Source organism: Saccharicrinis fermentans DSM 9555 = JCM 21142, assembly GCF_000517085.1.
Classification (GTDB): Bacteria; Bacteroidota; Bacteroidia; order Bacteroidales; family Marinilabiliaceae; genus Saccharicrinis; species Saccharicrinis fermentans.
This window is the reverse complement of record NZ_KI912107.1, coordinates 4,645,996-4,667,068: the sequence shown is the minus strand read 5'-3', so window position 1 is coordinate 4,667,068 and position 21,073 is coordinate 4,645,996. Positions and strand designations below refer to the sequence as shown.

Annotated in this window: 19 protein-coding genes and 1 pseudogene; 5 read left to right on the top strand and 15 right to left on the bottom strand. The window is 38.1% G+C overall.

The features are described 5' to 3' along the window. The first annotated feature begins 30 nt into the window (after positions 1-30). The 3 genes from CYTFE_RS0119095 (at position 31) to CYTFE_RS0119085 (ending at position 2,830) form a co-directional block, all read left to right on the top strand. The gene (locus tag CYTFE_RS0119095) at positions 31-555 is read left to right on the top strand and encodes a CvpA family protein (protein ID WP_027473126.1); all 525 of its coding nucleotides are present in this window, start codon (positions 31-33) and stop codon (positions 553-555) included. 210 nt (positions 556-765) lie between these two features. Next, a complete protein-coding gene (gene tyrS, locus CYTFE_RS0119090) occupies positions 766-2,070 on the top strand; it encodes a tyrosine--tRNA ligase (protein WP_027473125.1) in 1,305 nt (434 codons plus the stop codon). Positions 2,071-2,329: 259 nt separating this feature from the next. Beyond that, the gene (locus tag CYTFE_RS0119085) at positions 2,330-2,830 is read left to right on the top strand and encodes an outer membrane beta-barrel protein (protein WP_027473124.1); all 501 of its coding nucleotides are present in this window, start codon (positions 2,330-2,332) and stop codon (positions 2,828-2,830) included. Between the two features lie 216 nt (positions 2,831-3,046). Here CYTFE_RS0119085 and CYTFE_RS0119075 read toward each other — a convergent pair whose 3' ends face one another. Both CYTFE_RS0119075 and CYTFE_RS0119070 read right to left on the bottom strand, forming a co-directional pair. Beyond that, positions 3,047-4,063 (bottom strand): 2-oxoacid:ferredoxin oxidoreductase subunit beta, encoded by a 1,017-nt coding sequence (locus tag CYTFE_RS0119075; protein WP_044214105.1) that lies wholly within the window; start codon positions 4,061-4,063, stop codon positions 3,047-3,049. A gap of 4 nt (positions 4,064-4,067) precedes the next feature. Continuing rightward, complete coding sequence (locus tag CYTFE_RS0119070; protein ID WP_235208323.1) at positions 4,068-5,921, bottom strand: 2-oxoacid:acceptor oxidoreductase subunit alpha; 1,854 nt, start codon at positions 5,919-5,921, stop codon at positions 4,068-4,070. Between the two features lie 391 nt (positions 5,922-6,312). Between CYTFE_RS0119070 and CYTFE_RS0119065 the strand changes: the two genes are divergently transcribed. Next, a complete protein-coding gene (locus CYTFE_RS0119065) occupies positions 6,313-6,828 on the top strand; it encodes a gamma carbonic anhydrase family protein (RefSeq protein ID WP_027473121.1) in 516 nt (171 codons plus the stop codon). A gap of 156 nt (positions 6,829-6,984) precedes the next feature. On the opposite strand, the gene murI is transcribed toward CYTFE_RS0119065, so the two are convergent. The 7 genes from murI to porG form a co-directional block, all read right to left on the bottom strand. Further along, positions 6,985-7,812, bottom strand: a complete 828-nt coding sequence (gene murI, locus CYTFE_RS0119060) for a glutamate racemase (protein WP_027473120.1) — start codon at positions 7,810-7,812, stop codon at positions 6,985-6,987. 70 nt (positions 7,813-7,882) lie between these two features. Further along, positions 7,883-8,401 (bottom strand): OmpH family outer membrane protein, encoded by a 519-nt coding sequence (locus tag CYTFE_RS0119055; protein ID WP_027473119.1) that lies wholly within the window; start codon positions 8,399-8,401, stop codon positions 7,883-7,885. Between the two features lie 49 nt (positions 8,402-8,450). After that, positions 8,451-8,975, bottom strand: coding sequence for an OmpH family outer membrane protein (locus tag CYTFE_RS0119050; protein WP_027473118.1), 525 nt, complete (start codon positions 8,973-8,975; stop codon positions 8,451-8,453). Positions 8,976-9,023: 48 nt separating this feature from the next. Next, positions 9,024-9,536: an OmpH family outer membrane protein gene (locus tag CYTFE_RS0119045; RefSeq protein WP_027473117.1), complete on the bottom strand. Its 513-nt coding sequence runs from the start codon at positions 9,534-9,536 to the stop codon at positions 9,024-9,026. A 61-nt stretch (positions 9,537-9,597) separates the two neighbouring features. Beyond that, complete coding sequence (locus CYTFE_RS0119040) at positions 9,598-12,207, bottom strand: BamA/OMP85 family outer membrane protein (protein ID WP_027473116.1); 2,610 nt, start codon at positions 12,205-12,207, stop codon at positions 9,598-9,600. A gap of 22 nt (positions 12,208-12,229) precedes the next feature. Then, positions 12,230-13,009 carry an isoprenyl transferase gene (locus CYTFE_RS0119035; protein WP_262505166.1) on the bottom strand — a complete coding sequence of 260 codons (780 nt, stop codon included), beginning with the start codon at positions 13,007-13,009 and terminating at the stop codon, positions 12,230-12,232. Beyond that, positions 12,999-13,745: a type IX secretion system protein PorG gene (gene porG, locus CYTFE_RS0119030; protein WP_052343307.1), complete on the bottom strand. Its 747-nt coding sequence runs from the start codon at positions 13,743-13,745 to the stop codon at positions 12,999-13,001. Before porG ends, CYTFE_RS0119035 begins: the two co-directional genes overlap by 11 nt. Positions 13,746-14,161: 416 nt before the next feature. Between porG and kbl the strand changes: the two genes are divergently transcribed. Beyond that, on the top strand, positions 14,162-15,349 hold the full coding sequence (gene kbl, locus CYTFE_RS0119025; protein ID WP_027473113.1) for a glycine C-acetyltransferase: 1,188 nt from the start codon (positions 14,162-14,164) through the stop codon (positions 15,347-15,349). Between the two features lie 55 nt (positions 15,350-15,404). On the opposite strand, the gene dnaJ is transcribed toward kbl, so the two are convergent. The 6 genes and pseudogenes from dnaJ to CYTFE_RS0118995 form a co-directional block, all read right to left on the bottom strand. Continuing rightward, positions 15,405-16,562, bottom strand: coding sequence for a molecular chaperone DnaJ (gene dnaJ / locus CYTFE_RS0119020; RefSeq protein ID WP_027473112.1), 1,158 nt, complete (start codon positions 16,560-16,562; stop codon positions 15,405-15,407). 21 nt (positions 16,563-16,583) lie between these two features. Then, positions 16,584-17,222, bottom strand: a complete 639-nt coding sequence (locus CYTFE_RS0119015; RefSeq protein WP_044214104.1) for a nucleotide exchange factor GrpE — start codon at positions 17,220-17,222, stop codon at positions 16,584-16,586. Between the two features lie 185 nt (positions 17,223-17,407). Next, positions 17,408-17,944 carry a peroxiredoxin family protein gene (locus tag CYTFE_RS0119010; protein ID WP_200871437.1) on the bottom strand — a complete coding sequence of 179 codons (537 nt, stop codon included), beginning with the start codon at positions 17,942-17,944 and terminating at the stop codon, positions 17,408-17,410. Positions 17,945-18,157: 213 nt separating this feature from the next. After that, on the bottom strand, positions 18,158-18,688 hold the full coding sequence (locus CYTFE_RS0119005; RefSeq protein WP_027473109.1) for a TlpA disulfide reductase family protein: 531 nt from the start codon (positions 18,686-18,688) through the stop codon (positions 18,158-18,160). 1,370 nt (positions 18,689-20,058) lie between these two features. Continuing rightward, a pseudogene (locus tag CYTFE_RS31290) lies at positions 20,059-20,304 on the bottom strand (IS66 family transposase); the annotation flags it as partial. A 380-nt stretch (positions 20,305-20,684) separates the two neighbouring features. Next, positions 20,685-21,038 (bottom strand): DUF4143 domain-containing protein, encoded by a 354-nt coding sequence (locus tag CYTFE_RS0118995; protein ID WP_081736039.1) that lies wholly within the window; start codon positions 21,036-21,038, stop codon positions 20,685-20,687. Positions 21,039-21,073: the final 35 nt, after the last annotated feature.

The following is a 21,073-nucleotide window of genomic DNA, read 5'->3' as shown; positions in this document are numbered from 1 at the left end:
GGGGCGGGAACAATTAAACAGCAAGGAAAAATGAATTATTTTGATATTATAATTGGCATTATATTATTGTTTGCCATCATAAAAGGATTTAAAAACGGTTTTATTATAGAGTTTGCCTCTTTGGCAGCTTTAGTGTTAGGCGTACTAGGTGCTATAAAGTTTTCAGGTCTCACCGAAAAGTGGTTACTTCAACATTTCTCCAGCAACTACATTGGCATTATCTCATTTTTGGTAACCTTTGTGTTAATTGTTATCGCCATACACATGCTTGCAAAAGTAGTTGACCGACTGATAAAAGCAATCGCCCTCGGTCTTGTTAATCGCATATTTGGATCTGCTTTTGCCTTTATTAAATATGCTTTCATTTTGAGTATTCTACTGGCTATTTTTAGTTCTTTTGACAATACACTAAACTTAATTCCACAGGAAACCAAAGACAGTTCTATTGCCTATAAACCTCTTTCTAATTTTGCCCCCAAGTTATTTCCTTATTTAAATTTTGACAAGGATAAAATTCGTGACACAATGAATGATGCCACCAAAGCAGAGGTGTAAGCATCTCCCATGACACATCATTGCTTACCCACATGTGAGCATCAAAAAGCACATACAATTCAATAGTCATAACGGTCTGCCTATTAAACACGATCGGCACTCACATATCCTTTGGAATGTTTGAATTCATATATTGACATCCATTCTACAAAGTTTATTATCTTTGGACTTTCACAAAAAACAGATATTAAAACATTCAATTATAGAACCATGAACTTTGTTGAAGAACTGAAATGGCGCGGCATGATTCACGATATGATGCCCGGAACCGAAGAGCAATTACAAAAAGAAATGACCACTGCATACGTAGGCATTGACCCCACCGCTGATTCTCTTCATATTGGGCACTTGGTGTCGGTAATGATGCTAAAGCATTTGCAGGTATCGGGCCACCGCCCCATTGTATTGGTAGGGGGAGCAACAGGAATGATTGGCGACCCATCTGGTAAATCGGATGAACGCAACCTGTTGGATGAAGCAACACTGCGTCATAATCAAGATTGCCTAAAAGCCCAATTAAGTCGTTTTTTGGATTTCGACAGTGATGCTGAAAACAAAGCCCTTATGGTGAACAACTATGACTGGATGAAAGAATTTTCTTTTCTGGGCTTCATACGTGATATTGGCAAGCACATCACCGTCAACTACATGATGGCCAAAGACTCGGTTAAAAAACGCATTAACGGAGAACACAATGCCGGCCTATCATTCACTGAGTTTACCTATCAACTGGTTCAAGGTACCGATTTCTACCACCTATATAAAACATACGGCTGCAAACTCCAAATGGGAGGTTCAGATCAATGGGGTAATATTACCACCGGCACCGAGTTAATCAGACGAATGAGCAAAGAAGGTGAAGAAGGCAAAGCATTTGCCATGACTTGTCCTTTAATTACAAAAGCCGATGGAGGCAAATTTGGCAAAACAGAATCTGGTAATATTTGGCTGGACCCCAAACGCACCAGCCCCTATAAGTTCTATCAGTTTTGGCTCAACGCATCGGATGCGGACGCCGAAAAATACATTAAAATATTTACGCTACTTTCACAAGAAGAAGTACAAAATCTGATTGAAGAACATGCCGAAGCCCCTCATGCACGAGCACTTCAAAAAAGACTGGCCAAAGAAGTAACTGTGATGATTCACGGAGAAGAAGCCTATGAAGCATCGGTAGAAGCCAGTCAGATTCTTTTTGGAAAATCAACCATGGAAGCACTTAAGAAATTAGACGAAGATACTTTTTTGGCTGTTTTTGAAGGCGTACCCAAGTTTAATATTTCTAAAGAAGTAATTACTTCTGGGGTGGATATTCTGGAATTATTGGCTGTTCAAACCAATATATTTCCATCCAAAGGTGAAGCACGCAAAACAATTAAAGGAGGAGGAGTAAGCCTTAACAAAGAAAAAGTAGCTGGAGCTGATGAACTCATCCATAAAGATTCCCTTTTAAATGATAAATACCTATTGTTTCAAAAAGGTAAAAAGAATTTTTTCGTTGTCGTAGCACAGTAAATTCAAATACATACAAAATTTATTTTAAGCCGGCGAATAGCCGGCTTCTTATTTTAATATTACACAAAATACCTGATTCGTTGGCTAAAACCAATCATTTTATACACCAGCCTAAGTTCTAAACGAAGAAATAAATAGCCACTTCACTAACACTAAAGATATGCTAATTTTAGTTCAATAACGACACTTGACAAATAAATTATAATTCCATACTTTCACCGCTGAATATTAACTTTATTTAAAAATTAAAAACACAAACATGAAAAAAATATTATTTGTAATTGTCATAATGACTATGGTTTCGACAGTCTCTTTTGGACAAAACGAAAACATCCACTACGGTGGTGGACTAACACTGGGAACTGATTGGTCCATAGATGGAGGCATGGGCGTTGGCATAAATCTGCGGGGAGAATATGAGATTAACGAAGATTGGTCGATAACACCCGGATTTACCTTTGTATTCCCAAGTTCAGAGGCTGATTATAAATTAACACAATGGCAACTCAACGCTGATGCCCATTATTATTTTCACGAAGAAGGCGAATTTAAGATTTATGGCCTGGCAGGATTAAACTACTCCCACACCAAACTTAAATATGATGGTACAAATAGCAACTATGTTCTTTGGGGAGAGATCAACGATAGCGAAGTAGGTATAGACCTTGGTGTTGGTACCAACTACAATATGTTTTTTGGTGAATTAAAATATGATACAGCATTTGAACAACTGGGCATCACTGTAGGTGTACGTTTTTAATAAAATAGAACAATCAGAAAAAAATGAGAGGCTAGCTTACACAAAGCCAGCCTCTTTTAATAAAAACTTAATGATCCATTAGAACTTCATAATGCGTGATAAAAGTTCCATCAAACATATGTTGAAATTGATCATAGACCACTATGAAGCAATTAAACAAGTTATTACCCAATTCACCAACTAAAAGAACTTGGCAAGCCATTTCATTTTTAGTTATCATTTTACTTCCCAAACATCACCGGAGTTCACTAGTTCCTCGAAAGTATGTATACTGGTTTTCTCCTGAACATCCTCCACTTGTTTTTTAACGCTCTCATCATAGCTAAGTCCTTCGGCAGATCGAATAACACCCAAAGCCACGGGCAATTCCGGGTAATCCATATTCGCTAATTTACGATGCATTGAAACATGCTGCGTTTGAGCATCATGCACTAAGATATCATCCATAGTATAGCCATCCTGTCCAATGGTAACAGCCTTTATATCCATACCATCCATTACCAATCCCTTATCGCCATTGGTACCAAAGATCATTTTTTCACCATGCTTTAATATGATGGTTCTATCTAACTTATGCTTTTTATCCGTGATAGCCTCATGCGTTCGATCATTATATATAACACAATTTTGTAAGACCTCAACAATAGAAGTACCTTTATGCTTAGCTGCTTCCTCCATGACCTCAACCGAAAGCTTCAATTCTTTATCCACTGTTCTCGCAAAGAATTGTCCACGGGCACCCAGCGCCAATTCACCTGGACGAAATGGATCTTCCACCGTACCAAAAGGAGAGGTTTTAGATATAAAGCCTCTTTTGGATGTAGGAGAATATTGCCCTTTGGTTAGTCCATAGATCTGATTATTAAACAAAATAACATTGATATCTATATTCCTACGGATAAGATGTATAAAATGATTTCCACCGATGGCCAATGCATCTCCATCACCCGTTATCTCCCATACATGCAAATCGGGATTGGCCACCTTCACACCCGAAGCCACAGCTGCTGCTCGACCATGAATAGTATGAAAGCCATAGGTATTCATATAATACGGAAAACGTGACGAACAACCGATTCCAGAAATAACAGCCACATCATGTGGTTTCACCTTTAAATTAGCCATGGCTTTTTGTACCGAATTAAGAATGGCATGGTCACCACAGCCAGGACACCACCTTACACTTAAATCACTTTTATAGTCGCTAAATTTTAATTCACATTGTTCACTCATGATGCTAGTCCTCCAATAATTTTTTAAACTGCTCTTTTAATTCCAAAACGGTAAAAGGTAAGCCCTGTACCTTATTATACTGACGATATAAGATATCAGGAAAATTCATACGCAAATGATTGGCAAACTGTCCCATATTGAGTTCACAGACCAATATTTTTTTATATCTTTTAAGCACATCGTGTGTATTTTTAGGCATTGGATTTATGTAATTAAAATGTGCCAATGCCACGCCCTTACCTTCATTCTGGAGTTCCTCTACCGCAGTAAATAGATGACCAAAGGTACCACCCCAGCCAATCACCAACACCTGACTATCTACATCCCCTAATATATCTTGTTCCGGGATACAATTTTCAATATTTTTTATTTTGTCACGGCGATAATTCACCATTTTCTGGTGATTTTCAGCATCATATGAAACACCACCCGTTTCTTCATCTTTTTCCAAACCTCCAATACGGTGCATCAGCCCCGGTGTTCCCACAGGCGCCCAACTACGAACCAACGATTCCGGATCGCGAACATAAGGCATCCAATTCTCTTTTTGCTCTTCCGGAACACGCTTGGCTACAATCTCCGGGTAGTCAGCTAAATCAGGGATTCTCCATGATTGTGTACCATTGGCTAGGAAACCATCCGTTAAGAGAATAACAGGTGTCATATGTTCTACAGCAATTTTTGCAGCATAAAAGGCATATTCAAAACAATTAATTGGCGATGATGCAGCCATAACCACACACGGACTCTCTCCATTTCTTCCATGTAAGGCCTGCATCAAGTCACTTTGTTCTGTTTTAGTTGGCAATCCTGTAGATGGACCACCACGCTGAACATTTACGATCACCAGTGGTAATTCAGCAATAACAGCCAATCCAATGGCCTCACCCTTTAATGCCAATCCTGGACCAGAAGTGGAAGTCACCGCCAAGTCACCGGCAAAACTAGCACCAATAGCTGTACATATACCCGCAATTTCATCCTCAGCCTGAAACACCTTCACTCCTAAATCTTTACGAGCCGACAATTCCTGCAGAATCTCAGTTGCAGGTGTAATAGGATAAGAACCCAAAAATAATTCCAGGTTGGCTTTTTGCGCTGCAGCAATCAGTCCCCAAGCCACTGCTATGTTACCATTTAAGTTTCTATATTTTCCTTTCTTAATGGATGCAGGATTAATATGATAAGAAGGCGTCACCGCCTGAATAATCACACCATAATCATAGCCCTCTTTGAGCACTTTTAGGTTGGCCTCTACCACCAAAGGGTTTTTGGCGAATTTTTTCTTAATAAACTCCGAGGTATGGGCCAATGGTCTATCAAACAACCAGTACACTAGACCTAGTGCATACATATTCTTGCTTCGCAGAATACTTTTATTATCCAAACCCATATCCTTCAGACTCTCTTTAGTCAAAGTGGTAATGGGAGCCTTTACAATATGATAATCCCCCAGCTTATCTTCTGTAATGGGATCATTCGTTTGATAACCAGCTTTTTGCAGATGCTTATCATCAAAACTATCCACATCCATAACAATCGTTCCACCGGGTTTCACCCACTTTGAATTTGCCCGCAGTGCAGCCGGATTCATAGCCACCAGCACATCGGCATAATCGCCTGGTGTGTAAACCTCTGTGTGGCCAAAATGAACTTGAAAACCAGAAACCCCACCAATGGTGCCCTGTGGAGCCCTAATTTCTGCCGGATAATCAGGAAATGTTGAAATATCGTTTCCAAAAACCGCGGAAGTGTTTGAAAACAAGGTTCCGGTTAACTGCATACCATCACCTGAGTCGCCCGAAAACCGAACAACCACCTCGTCCCTCTCGATTACTTTTGAACTTCTGCCCATCATTTTTATAAAACTTTTATCAGGATTTTTCAATAAAGCCGTAAGGTCTGCAAACAAAACAATCTCCGCTCTATTTACGAGTGAAGATTTACTTTTTTGAAATACACAACATTACAAACTTGTTAGCTTTAAACTACCAGTAAAGGTAATCGGTATATCATAACAAAAGCTTGACAGACGTCAGTATTTAAGGTGAATACCAATATTTTAAATTCTTTTTTCCTTGCAACAAATACCAATCCAAACATGTTTATTCAAAGATAACTAAAGCAATATATACAGATTATGCGAGCTATTGATAATATAACAAATGCTTAGCAACATATTATTTGCTGGCAAAAAGCGTAAATTTGCATCCTGCTAAGTAAAAACAATAACCATTAAAATAAATACAATGGCACTAATAAAAGAAGTAAGAGGATTTAGCCCCAAAATGGGTGAGAATGTATTTTTGGCCGAAAATGCCACGATTGTTGGAGACGTTGAAATGGGTAACGACTGCAGTGTTTGGTTTAATGCTGTACTCAGAGGGGATGTAAACTCTATCCGAATAGGCAACAAGGTTAACATTCAGGATGGTTCTGTTTTACACACCTTATATCAAAAATCAACCATCGAAATAGGAGATAATGTATCCATAGGTCACAATGTCACCATTCATGGTGCTAAGATAGAGAATAATGTACTGGTAGGAATGGGTGCTACTATACTTGATGATGCAGTTATCGGAGAAAACTCGATTATTGCAGCCAACTCATTAATATTAAGCAAAACAAAGGTAGAACCTAACAGCATCTATGCCGGTGTCCCTGCAAAAAAAGTAAAAGATATTGAACCAGAACAAACCAAGGAGATGATTCATAAAATAGCCAATAACTATTTAATGTACTCCAGTTGGTATAAAGAGTAGTACACAAAAGGCTCATAAACACCTAACAGGTTTCCCCGGCATCAAGATTCGGGGAAACCTCATATACACAATCACTTCTCAATACTTTTATCACTCTTTCAACCCATTTACAATCCTGCTAAAAGAAAAGCCCTCCCCTAGCCGAACCGTCCTACTTCAAAGTTGTATATGATGTACTTCAATGTCTTCCTGCAAAAAGTAACCTGCCGTTTGTTTAAACTTATCCACATTTTCTGTGGTATAAAATAAAGTCTCTCCTGACTTGGAACATTGGGCATCCATTTGTGGATGACGCTTCAAATAATCTTCCAAACTACGGGCTACAATATCACCCTGAGCCAAGATCGTACAAGAATGTGGCAGATACTGCTTTATTTTATTCATCAATAAAGGATAATGAGTACAACCTAAAATCACCGTATCAATATCCTTATCCATTGCCAGCAATCGATCCACATGTTTTCTTATAAAAAAATCGGCACCGTCCGATTCGGCCTCTCCATTTTCCACCAGCGGAACCCACATAGGACAAGCCTCTTGATAAACCTTCAATTTTTTTGATTGCTTTTCCAGTTCCATCCGATAAGAATCAGACTGCACGGTTCCAAGCGTTCCCAACACCCCTATTTTGTTTGTCAATGTATACTTGGGTATTACCTCTACACTTGGTCTGATAACACCTAAAACACGCCTATTTGGGTCAATTCTTGGGAGGTCATTTTGTTGTATCGTTCGCAAGGCTTTAGCCGAAGCCGTATTACAAGCCAGAATAACCAAATGTACACCCATTGAAAATAGTTTTTCGACGGCCTCCAGGGTATATTCATATACCACATCAAAAGAACGGGTTCCATAAGGCGATCTGGCATTGTCGCCCAGATATAAGAAGTCATATTGAGGCATCCGCTTACGCAACTTTTCCAATACGGTAAGTCCTCCATATCCCGAATCAAAAACAGCAATTGGCCCTGATAAAGTATCCATATTATTAAATAAAAAAAAGGATGGCTGTAACAAACAACCATCCTTCAAATATATAATATTATATCTTTTCTTAGTTTGCAGAAACAGCTAATTTAGCTTTCACCAATTCTTCCACATCAGTACTCTGCTCTGAGTGATAAATAACAACCCTTGAACTCACATCAAAGATATAAATAAACCCATTTTCTGCACCTACTTCATCAATCGCTTTCTGAACTTTTTCGATGATAGGTTGCAGCATTTGCTGCTCTTGTGTTTGTAGGTTTTGCTGTGCTAACATTTTAAAGTTTTGCAAACGTTGCTGCAATTCCTGAATCTCTTTTTCTTTGGTAGCAACAATAAGCTCCGGTAAAGTATCTCTCTTCTCCATGTAATCGTTGTACTTAGCCTCCAACTCTTCATTCATCACCTTCAGGTTTTCCTCTAACTTTTGGGCTTCGCTCTGCAATTTCTTATCGGCAGCTTGTTTCTCTGGTAGTTCAGTAACTAACTTTTGAATATTAACATGTCCGAATTTTAACTCTTGAGCAATTGCGCTTGAGCTAAACACAATGGCCACAACAACTAATAGTAATTTTATCGATTTCATATATTTATTTTTTTTATTCTTAGATTTATTATCTAATCGACTATTGTTTTTATTGAATTCCTAGTTTCTTTTTTACCAAGTCTGATACATCCATACTTTTTTCAGACTTATAAACGGCCAGTCCACCTGCTTCCTCAAAGATATATAGAAAACCATTTTCAGCTCCCACTTCCTGAATAGCATTACTGACCTTATCATAAATAGGCTTTTTCAGTTCCTGTTCTTTCTGCTGCAGCGACTGCTGCGATGTCTGATAAAAGTTTTGAACCTTGGCATTTGTTTCCTGCAACTGCGTTTCCAGATTAGCTCTTTCTTCTGGAGCCATGGTTCCTGCCTGTAATTTTGTAAGATAATCCGTTTGAAGTTTTTTCAAATCTTCCTGCATGGTAGTCAATTGTCCTTCCAGCGTTTCGTATTCGCTTTTTAACTGCTGGTCAATTGTTTGCAATTCAGACATGGTTGACAATAGTGCATTTGTATTGACATGTCCGAATTTAAAATTGGATTGTGCCGACACCATGGTAGTACTACCCATCAGAGCCAATCCAATAAAAAGTTGTTTAATCAGTTTCATAAATTAAGTATTAATATAACATACACTCCAATGCGCCTATGTCACTTTCTATTTTTTATATCCCAGTTTTTCTAAAACATCGTCGCTAATATCGTATTTTGAATCGGAAAATAAAACAACACCGCCCGATGCTTTATCAAATATTGCCGCATATCCATCCTCTTCTACCATCTCACGTATGGAATTATAGATCTCATCTTGGATCGGTTTAATAAGCGCTTCGCGTTTCTTTCCTAGTTCACCCTCTGGTCCAAAGTACTTTGTTTGCAGCTGACGCGCTTCTTTTTCTTTGGCAACAATTTCTTCTTCTTTTTTAATTTTCATCTCATTCGACAAAAACACACTCTCAGTTTGATAGTTCTGATACATGGTTTCCACCTCTGCATAAATGGCTTCTATTTCTTTCTGCCAGCCCTGCGAAGTCTGGTTCAATTGTTCATTAGCTGCCTCAAATGCTGGTATATTCTTTAATATATACTCAGTATCCACAAAAGCATATTTTTGCGCTTGTAGCGCAAAGCTCATTCCAAGTATTATCGCAATAAAAACTATTTTCTTCATGTCTATAATTATTGGTTAAACACTACATCTAGTTTTTTGTATCTCAAAAATCAATCCACAATTAAAATTGCTGTCCAATCACAAAGTGGAATTGACTTCCATTGGAACCTTGAACTTGTGCTTCATCAAATCCGTAACCCCAATCTATCCCCATCAAACCAAAGATAGGAAGAAAGATACGCACACCAACACCAGCAGAACGTTTTAGGTCGAAAGGATTATAATCTTGAAAATCGCTCCAAGCATTACCGGCCTCGAGAAATCCCAATGCATACACCTGTGCTGATGGCTGTAAGGTCAATGGATATCTCATTTCAAAGGTGAGTTTATTATAGATGTTACCATCATAACTACCATATCTGTTTCTGGGCGTTAAGGATGAATTTTCATACCCTCTTAAACCTACAGTTTGGCTACCATACATACTATAGCCCGACATTCCATCTCCTCCCAGCATAAATTTTTCATACGGAGAGCGAACATATTCGTTGTAATACCCTAAAAATCCCATCTCGTATTTTCCCATCAATACTAACTTTTCAGATTTATCAAGAGGGGTAAAGATAGATCCTTGGGTGGTCCACTTATGATATTCGATATAATCGTATAATTCTTCCTGAGCATCAGCTCTCTCATCCGTATCCCCAGAGATAGTCGTATTATACAGACTCTTATAATTCTTATCAATCCAGGCCGAATAAGGAGGTGTAAATTCTACGCCGAAAGAAAAATTAGATCCTCTACGTGTATACAATGGATTATCAATAGAGTTACGTGAAAAAATAAATTTAAAATGTAAATTCTGTGACACTCCATTTTGCATGATAAAATACTGCCAATCCAGTAGGTCATAGTGTTGATAACTCACTTCGGCGTATAAAGAGAACCAGTCATCAGGCCATGTCAAACGTTTTCCAAAACCAACTGATATTCCAAATATTTTCATATGCTGATCAAAATCAGAAGCGTCATATTGTGAATATCCATAAGTATTACCGTAGCCCCCATATGAACCGCTGCTAAAGTAACTGTTATAATTACTATAATAACTATCCGAAACACTCGATTGAATAGAGCGGTAAGCCGAAACGGTTAAGGAATTTGGTCTTTTCCCTCCCAACCAAGGCTCGGTAAACGAAAAGCTATATGATTGGTAATATTTTCCATTCGTCTGCGCCCTTAAGGACAATGTTTGACCATCACCTGTAGGTAAAGGACGCCAAGACTCTTTGTTAAATATATTACGAACAGAGAAGTTAGAAAACTTAAGACCTAGAGATCCCACAAACATACCTGCTCCCCAACCTCCTGAAAGTTCTATCTGGTCGTTGGCTTTCTCTTCGAGGTTATATACTAGGTCAACAGTACCATCCTCAGGATTCGGTTGTACATCAGGTTGGATATTTTCCGGATTAAAATGCCCCAATTGTGATAGCTCACGTATGGTACGAATCAATTCTGATTTACTAAATAACTGTCCCGGTTTGGTACGCACTTCACGACGAACCACATGTTCATGCGTTTTGGTATTACCATTAATAACAATATTATTTATAGTAGCTTGTTTTCCTTCATACACTCTCATCTCTAAATCGATGGTATCACCATACACATTTACTTCAACAGGTTGAATATTCGAAAACAGGTAACCATTATTCATGTATAAATTATGCACCGCATCATCATCCTGAAACAAGCGCTCATCCAATAATTTTTGGTTAAAAACATCTCCTTTTTTCAAACGCAGCATAGCACTCAGATACTCCCCAGGGTAAATACTATTTCCAATCCATGAAATATCCCCTAAGTAATACTTAGCTCCTTCTTCAACCTTAATTTTAATATCTACTGTATTATCATCATTTTTAGCAATGGAGTCATAATCGATAATCATATCACGATAACCAAACTCATTGTATTTATCTATTACAGCCACAAGGTCTTCCTGATAAGTTTCGTTGATAAACTTTTTGGTACGAAAGAAATTCTTTATTTTTCCTTTAGCATTGGTCTTCTTCATGGTTCGGTTCAACTTACTATCTGAAAATACAGTATTACCTAAAAACTCAAGAGAACGAACCTTTACTTTCTCTTTTTTATCTACGGTAATATCCAGATAGACATGGTTTACTTGGGTGGTATCATCCTTTTGTACTACACGAACCTCAGTATTATAAAAGCCTTTGGCCACAAAATAATCAGTAATATATTTCTCAGATCGTGTAATCAAATAAGGAGTTACTTGACTTCCTTTCATCATGGCTACTTTTTCAGAAACAGTTTCAACTTCCGATTTTTTCAGGCCATAATAATTGATATCTGACAAACGAGGTCGCTCCAACAGTTGAATTTCGAGCCATATTTTTCCGGATTCAATTTTAGTGGCTACAATTTTCACATCCGAAAAAAGTCCATGTTCCCAATATTTTCGAATAGCTTCCGATATTTCTTCACCTGGAACATTCAGTTTTTGTCCAACCCGAAGTCCTGAAAGGTTCACGAGGATTTTTGGATCATAATTTTGGATACCTGTGACGTTAATTTCAGCTATCTCGTATTTACGGGGAGTTGCCGAATAGCTTATAACGGGCACATTATCCTGATTTTGAGCAAATGATAAAGTGGGGAGTATAGTGAGAATGATAAAGAAAAGTGTAAAATGTTTCAGCATTATATATTGAATCTAAATATTTCTATTTTGTTAATTGTTCGCTTATTTTTCCAAATCTTCTTTCCCTGCCTTGATAATCATTCAAAGCCTCATAAAAATCTTCCTTCTGAAAGTCGGGCCAGAGCGTATCACAAAAATAAAGTTCGGCATAAGCCAACTGCCAAAGCAAAAAGTTACTTATGCGTAATTCACCACTTGTTCTGATCATTAGTTCAGGATCGGGTATATTGGCAGTAGTTAAGTTATTGGAAATTATCTCGGCATTTACATCATCAGGTTCTAATTCATTATCTTTAACCATCCGTGCTATCTTACGAACTGCATCGGTAATCTCCCAACGAGAACTATAACTCAAGGCTAAATTTAAGGTGAGACCATTGTTTTGTGACGTTTTTTCCATGCACTCCATCAACTTACGATGCACATCTTTGGGTAAGGTATCCACACAACCAATTACACCTAACTTTACATTGTTTTCCATCAATGTTTTTGTTTCGGAGCTAATGGTAGAAACCAACAACGACATCAAGGCATCCACTTCGCGTTTGGGACGGTTCCAGTTTTCGGTGGAAAAAGCATATAATGTAACATACCCAATACCCAATTCTGCGGCAGCTTCTGTTACTGCCCGAACGGCTTTGACGCCATTCTTATGCCCAAAAACCCTTGAGTTTCCTCTCTTTTTTGCCCAACGTCCATTGCCATCCATGATGATGGCCACATGCTTGGGCAATCTTTCCTTTATCAGTTTATCCTTTACTGACATATTATAATTTGTCTTTGCCTTTTTTTTAAAAACCACTATTACACTGTGCCTTTCTTCTAAATAAACTAAACGTCAGATGCACACTCGCAACCGAGTAAATATCATTATTATGTATTTTTCCTTCATTATCGAATCCATACGGATCCGCTGTATTTACTGGCAAATCTGAACCAACCACATCTAAATCGTCAACAAAAGTTTTTCTGAAACTCCACTCCGCTCCAACCCTTATCCACCTGTTTATTTTATACTTGGCACCAATACCGAAAGGCAAAGATAATATAAAAACCGTTTGTTGTGAATTATTTCCAGTTTCTGTCGAAAATCTTTTATAAACACTTGTACCAAAGCCCAATGAAATATACGGTGTAAAAGTAGTTGTACTCACAAAAGGATGATCGTACGACTTAAAATTAAATTCCATCTGTACCGTTCCATCGGCCACCTTCCTTTCAAAAGAATAAGGCACTTCACCTTCGGGAAACAATACATTATTATTTGGGTAACTTCCTTTTAAACCTGCTATTCCAAGGGTGCCTTTTACCGCATATCTATCATTGAGTACATAACGTGCTATCCCTCCAAATGACAAACTGGGTTGGTAAAATTGTTTTTGAGGATTCAGATCACCCATATAATAGGATGTGCCCATATACCCTCCCACCTCAAATTTATCCTGCGCTCTGCTAAAAGTAATAGCAACAAACAGTCCCACAAAAACATATGCTATCTTTAACCTAAGTTTAACTTTATATCTTGACTTTAAATACATGCTTTAAACACGCTTGTGATTTAGTAATTCAACATCCCCTCTATAGGCAAAAGTAATATTTAATTGTTTGAGACAATTGTTTTTTAGACAAAAGGCATCATTGTTCAATCAAACAATCACCTGGCTTCATTCTATCTCCATCAATCAAACGTATTTTTTTTAAATTATTGTGACAAAAACACAGGCTGATCGTATAAATACAGTAAATAATTTTCCTTCGTGAATATACATAGTGACTGCAAGAAAACGACCGTTTTTTCTGTCTTTGATAAGAAAGCTTCAAAGACAAGACTTTCAATAGAACAGACGAAAATCTTCGTTCATCTGTTTGCTTTTTTACTTGCATTACCTTGCACAAATCATTTTTTTAGCCGCCTGAACTTTCTAATTTTGAACAAACTTTAATATCAAATACTATGTACGGAGATTTCAAAGATCACCTTATTCAGGAACTTGATCAAATCAAAGAATCGGGTTTATATAAAAATGAAAGAATTATTACCACGGCTCAAGGTGCAGACATTCAAGTGAGCACTGGCGAACATGTATTGAATTTCTGCGCCAACAACTACCTGGGACTCTCATCGCATCCCCGAGTGATAAAAGCGGCGCAGGATGTGATGAATACCCACGGTTACGGGATGTCGTCGGTCCGTTTTATCTGTGGCACACAAGATATTCATAAAACACTGGAACAAAAGATCGCTAAATTTCTTGGCACAGAAGACACCATATTATATGCGGCATGCTTTGATGCCAACGGTGGTGTCTTTGAACCATTATTAGGTGCTGAAGATGCCATTATCTCTGACGAACTAAACCACGCTTCTATTATTGATGGAGTTCGCTTGTGTAAAGCAGCTCGTTACAGATACAAGCACGCCAACATGGCCGATCTGGAGGAGCAACTTAAAAAATCTCAAAAACAACGCTACAGAATCATCGTTACCGACGGCGTTTTCTCAATGGACGGCGATATTGCTAAATTAAATGAAATTTGTGATTTGGCCGAAAAATACAACAGCATGGTGATGGTAGACGACAGTCATGCCTCGGGTTTTATTGGCACAAAAGGCCGTGGAACTCACGAGTACCACAATGTAATGGATCGTGTTGATATTATCACCAGTACTCTGGGTAAAGCACTGGGTGGTGCTTTAGGCGGGTTCACCAGTGGCAAAAAAGAAATTATTGATATGCTTCGTCAACGTTCTCGTCCTTATTTATTTTCTAACTCCTTGGCTCCAGCCATTGTAGGGGCCGCATCTGAAGTGTTTGATATGCTCACCGAATCTACGGAGTATCGCGACAAAGTAGTTGAAAATGCTGCTTATTTTAAAGAAAGGATACAGGCAGCTGGCTTCGATATCAAACCCACAAATTCTGCCATTGTAGCTTTGATGCTTTACGATGCAAAATTATCGCAAGAATTCGCTGAAAAACTATTGGCAGAGGGTATCTATGTTATTGGATTCTATTATCCGGTAGTACCCAAAGGACAAGCACGAATTAGAATTCAGATTTCAGCAGCACACGAGAAAAAACATTTAGACAAGGCCATTGATGCCTTTGTTAAAATAGGAAAAGAATTAAAGGTGATCTAATAAACACATGTGCTAGTAAAAAAAGCCCCATTTTTGAAATGAGGCTTTTTTTTTACTAAAACATATCTTTCATTCTACTAAAAAAATTCTTTTCATGCGATGATGGTTTCGGAGTAAAACTATCCGACTCAGCCATTTTTTCCAGCGCTTTTTTCTCATCACGAGAAAGGTCTTTAGGAATCCACACATTTATTTTCACCAACAAATCCCCTCTTCCATATGCGTTCACCTCTGGCAATCCCTTACCTCTAAGTCGTAACACTTTACCCGGCTGTGTACCAGCTTCAATCTTAACTTTTACACGACCTTCCAGTGTTGGTATTTCTACTGGCGCACCTAAGGTAGCATCTGGGATACTAACAAAAAGGTTGTATAACAAGTCTCTTCCATCACGAACCAACTCCGGATGTTCTTCCTCATGTATAAGCACTAACAAATCACCATTGATTCCACCCCGACGTGCGGCATTACCTTTACCAGATACCGACAACTGCATACCCTCTTCGACTCCAGCAGGTATATTAATAGGAATTACCTCCTCATCCTTCTCGATACCTTCTCCTGCACAATATTTACACTTATTGGTAATTATTTTACCTTCTCCTCCACAAGTAGGACAAGTAGATGCGGTTTGCATCTGTCCCAGTATGGTATTTGATATTCGGGTTACCTGCCCAGAGCCATTACACGTAGTACAAGTACTGTGCGAAGCACCACCATCAGCACCAGAACCTTTACAGTGCTTACAAGGCACATATTTCTTTACTTTAATTTTCTTTTCAACCCCATTTAGTATCTCATCCAGGGTAAGAGTCACTTTCACGCGCAGGTTAGATCCTTTATTAACACGCTGACGACCACCGCCACCATTAAAACCACCAAAACCACTAAATCCACCGAATCCACCACCTCCGAATATATCGCCGAAGTGCGAGAAAATATCGTCCATAGACATACCTCCTCCGCCATAACCACCGCCGGAAGCTCCACCAACACCTGCATGACCATACTGATCGTAACGTGATTTCTTTTGTTGATCGCTCAACACCTCATAAGCTTCGGCAGCCTCTTTAAATTTTTCTTCTGCTGCTTTGTCACCTGGGTTCTTATCTGGGTGAAATTGGATGGCTTTTTTCCGATAGGCCTTTTTAATTTCCTCCGCTGTGGCGTTCTTAGATACTCCTAGTACTTCGTAATAATCTCTTTTCGACATAACTTAATTATCAGATCCTGTTTATTCTCCTACAACAACTTTTGAAAAGCGCATCACTTTATCATTCAACATATAACCTTTCTCAACGCAGTCCATCACTTTTCCTTTCATCTCCTCTGTAGGAGCGGGAATTTTGGTAATCGCCTCATGCAAATCTGTATCAAAATCTTTTTCTTTGGCTTCAATCTCAACCACACCATTCTGTTTTAAAAACTCCTGAAATTTATTGTAGATCAAATCTATGCCTTCTTTTACAGCTTCCAAATCAGAGGCTTCGTCTAAATGCAAAATTGCCCTGTCAAAATCATCCACCACGGGTAAAAGACCTTTCAACAGTCCTTCTCCGGCAGTCTTCATTAACTCCATACGTTCCTTCAAAGTACGTTTACGGTAATTATCATACTCTGCCGTTAAACGCAGATACCGATCGTTTAATTCAGAAACTTTTAATGACAGTTCCTCTATTTTCTTTTCTTCTTCACTCATTTCTTCCTCGCTTTGATCTGACAGCTCTTCTGTGTTTTCTTCATTCTCATCCTTATCTACACCCTCCTCTACCGTTTCTTCTACTTGCTCCTCTTGTGCATCAGTATCATTAGCGGTTACCTTCTCTTCTATTTCTTCCTCCTTCTGATGTTTTTTTGATCCTTTGTTTGCCATTATATTATTTTATTATTATTTCGTTTATTTGGCTTTGGCTTAACAATAATTTTGCCATCGCTGCTTTTTTGGACAAATTGACAGCGTTTTAAGATGTTTTTACTAAAATGTCATACATACAACTAACAATGGCAGTACATACTCTCGATGCACTGCCATATATTTGTGTAAGATAAAAGATATCTCTATTTCTCAAGCTTCTTAAGAGCAGCACCTAAATATGGGCCTCTTAATCTTTTTGCCACAATAATTCCATCACCATCAATCAAAAAATTATCAGGTATTCCTCTCACTCCATATACCTTGGCTGCTTTAGAACCCCAACCTAAAAGGTCACTTACATGGTTGGTCCAGGTGAGCTTATCGTCTTCAATGGCTTTAACCCAACGCTCCTTTGACTTATCAAGAGAAACACTGTAAACCGTAAATCCTTTGCCATTGACAAATTTCTTGTCTTTATAATCATTATACACCCCTACTACGTTAGGATTTTCATGACGACAAGGTCCACACCATGATGCCCAGAAATCAATTAAAACCATTTTTCCCTTGAGAGACGAAAGAGCAATCACCTCACCTTCGGGCGATAACAATTTAATATCTGGGGCCTTATCCCCTATCTCAAGCCCCACCTTAACATTATCCTTTGCACTCATTTGAATGCTAAATAAGAACAATGCCATCAGTGCAATGCCGTACTTTCTTAACTTCATATTCTTCATATCTATATTTATTTAATTGCTAAATAAAACATACATCAAACAGCTGTACTGTTGTAAATGTTTAAGGCTTATTACAAACTTAAGTTCATCACTAACAAGAATCTTGCCTAAAATTTAAAGGAAATGATTTAAGGATGCAAATCACCCCCAACCAAATCCTTAAGCAAACTTAGTTATTTGTATATTTTTAAAAAAAATATTGAAAGAAGAAAATTAATTTCTGTGAAGGTACTCCAGTGACTCAGCCACTTTGTTAATACTTGAGCCACGCGCCACCAAACGGCCGTCTCCATCAATCAGGTAATTGACTGGCTCCTTTACTTCAAAGCTTTTTGCGATAGAAGATTCCGCTCCTTGATAGTCGCAGATATGCAGGGCATTGATTAGCCCATCTTCCTTAATAGCTTTGGCCAAAGGCGATTTAAATCTGTCGAGAGAGATTGAAACAACAACAAAACCCTCTCCATTGTAAAATTTACTATTCGCAAATTTCTTTTGAAGCATCATCTTTTGATGATTATCTACGCGAGACTCTCCATCGAACGAAGCCCAAAAATCAATTAAAACCATCTTTCCTTGTAACGATTTTAAATCAAAGTCGGAACCGTTCAGTAACGTAGTTCTTAACTCAGGTACCTTATCTCCTATCCCTAAACCTATTGAAGGCTCTGGTATTCCATTGATAAATGATAAAAATCCTGGTCCTGCTAAAACAACTAATAACAATAGTTTTAGCTTTCTCATACACACATAATTTTGGTTTATACTCACCCTGCAAAGTTTAAAAAATTTGCAGTACCTTTAATCTTAAATTAGATTAACGTATCCCTTTTCATGACAAATGTTAGGAAAACGATTGGCGAAAGTATTTGCAAAATCATTACAATCCAAGAAAAATCACTTGTAATTAATTTTTTATTGATTATCTTTAACGTTTTGCCCTTTATATCGGCGTCTATTTCTGTCCATCTAAAAGACAATATATTGCTAATACACAAGCACATGCCCACGATTATATTTTACAGAAAGCAGACCATCATTTGTATTTGTTAAATATAGTTAACCGGTGTCGTTATTAATTCAACAACCACAAAAAAAAGAGATCCCACATTTATTCTGCCATAAAGTAGCTCTGTGTAACAAAGTTTACTTTGACTATGCTGAATGTAACAATAACTATGGCGTATAGATCCAAATATAAAGTCAATGGTATTACATATGATGGACGATATTCCGTAAATATGCGGTCTGCTACATATTGCAAAGTAAAAAAATGCTCCAATCCGGATGTCGATTTGAGCGTTGGAATTCTCTAAGTTTTACTGGAATCTTTTGGAATTAATCGAAATTAGTGGGTGTTTTTTGGAATATTCTGACAACTATTAGACTTTTTCCAATTATGCGGCAAAAGATCAGCCAAGTCTAAATCATAATTGCTGCATTTTCTGCGGCATCATGGTTACTACAAAAAAGAAGGCTTTTCTGAGACGAGCCATAGCAACTACTATGGTGAGTTGAAGAAAAGTAACGTAGTGACTTCTTTTGAAGCCATTTAAAGACGTAATAGATTTTCTAATGCATTTTCCGCGTTACAGCTCTCGCCGCCGACCACGGCTATTGTTCTGGCCAACCCTGCGCTCGTTAACCTGATAGTTGAGCTTTCAAATGAGAATCACTCATTGATTGAAAATTATCGTCATGTCCTTTTTGTCATTGCCACAAAAAGGACCAAAAAAGTCTAGAACAATAGATCGCTATCAACCCGCACCGAGCTCCAATTCCATCCTGCACTCTCTTCTTTCGCGCTAGGCCAGCCACACGACCTCCTCGAGTGCGCCCTTGAAGCTCTCTCGCCAACGCCGGCCCCGGGGCTATTGTTCTGGCCTGCCCTGCGGTCGTTTTATTGATAGTTTAATATTCAGTAAATATGCGGTCTGCTACATATTGCAAAGTAAAAAAATGCTCCAATCCGGATGTCGATTGGAGCGTTGGAATTCTCTAAGTTTTACTGGAATCTTTTGGAATTAATCGAAATTAGTGGGTGTTTTTTGGAATATTCTGACAACTATTAGACTTTTTCCAATTGTGCGGCAAAAGATCAGCCAAGTCTAAATCATAATTGCTGCATTTTCTGCGGCATCATGGTTGCCACAAAACAGATAGCCTTTTCTTCCAACTGCTAACGGCCTAATTGCATTTTTAGCTCCGTTGTTGTCTGGCAGATATCGGCCATCAAGATGATAGCGAGACAGGCGTAGGAAAAGATTGTATGTATAAGCCAGCGCCTTACTCATCTTTCCTCCTTGTAGCGCTTTGGGGTAATAGCCTTCTATCCATTTTTCAAAAGCACGCATGATTGGACTACTACTTAATACACATTTATTTATCAAAGCTTATTCCTTTCGGTGCTCATGATTTCTCTTCGTTCAATTCTGCTATCCTTACGGAATCACCCATTGGATTATCTGCCATCCCGCTAGCGGGCTTTGGATGGGTGGGAATTACACCCACTGAATATCTATAGCCAATTTCATCTCTCGATTCCCAAGGCTCTCGACTTATGAAGAGATTTACTTATAATCGCCTCTCTTCTCTCGGCGTACACGGTAAATTGTATGAGTAGTGGCAGGTTGCGTGGTTGTTTCCTGTCAAACTACTATTTTGTTTGAGCGGGCTACAAACCTTGATATTTAACACTTTGCCTGCCATTACGTTTACAAAATGTTGTGCTCTGGCATTGCTATATTTTTACAAATTCTCTAAAATTATTCCTGTCAATCACGTGCCCCTCAGCTTCATATGTAGCTATAAAATTCTGAGGAAATCTAGTCTTTTTATTATTCCACTTAAATTCAAATCCAGTAATTTGTCCATTACTCTCTTCTACAAAATCAATTTCCTGTTGTTGTTTTGTTCTCCAGAAATACATTTTTGCAAAAGTATCTTTGTACATATTTTGTTTTCTCCTTTCTGACACGAGAAAATTTTCCCATAAAGCGCCTTTATCAACTCTCAAATCTAATTGGTTAAAGTTCCCAATAATCATATTTCGGATACCATTGTCATAAAAATAGATTTTCCGATTCTGCTTAATTCTACTTTAACAGATTAAAATGATCACTGAAAAAA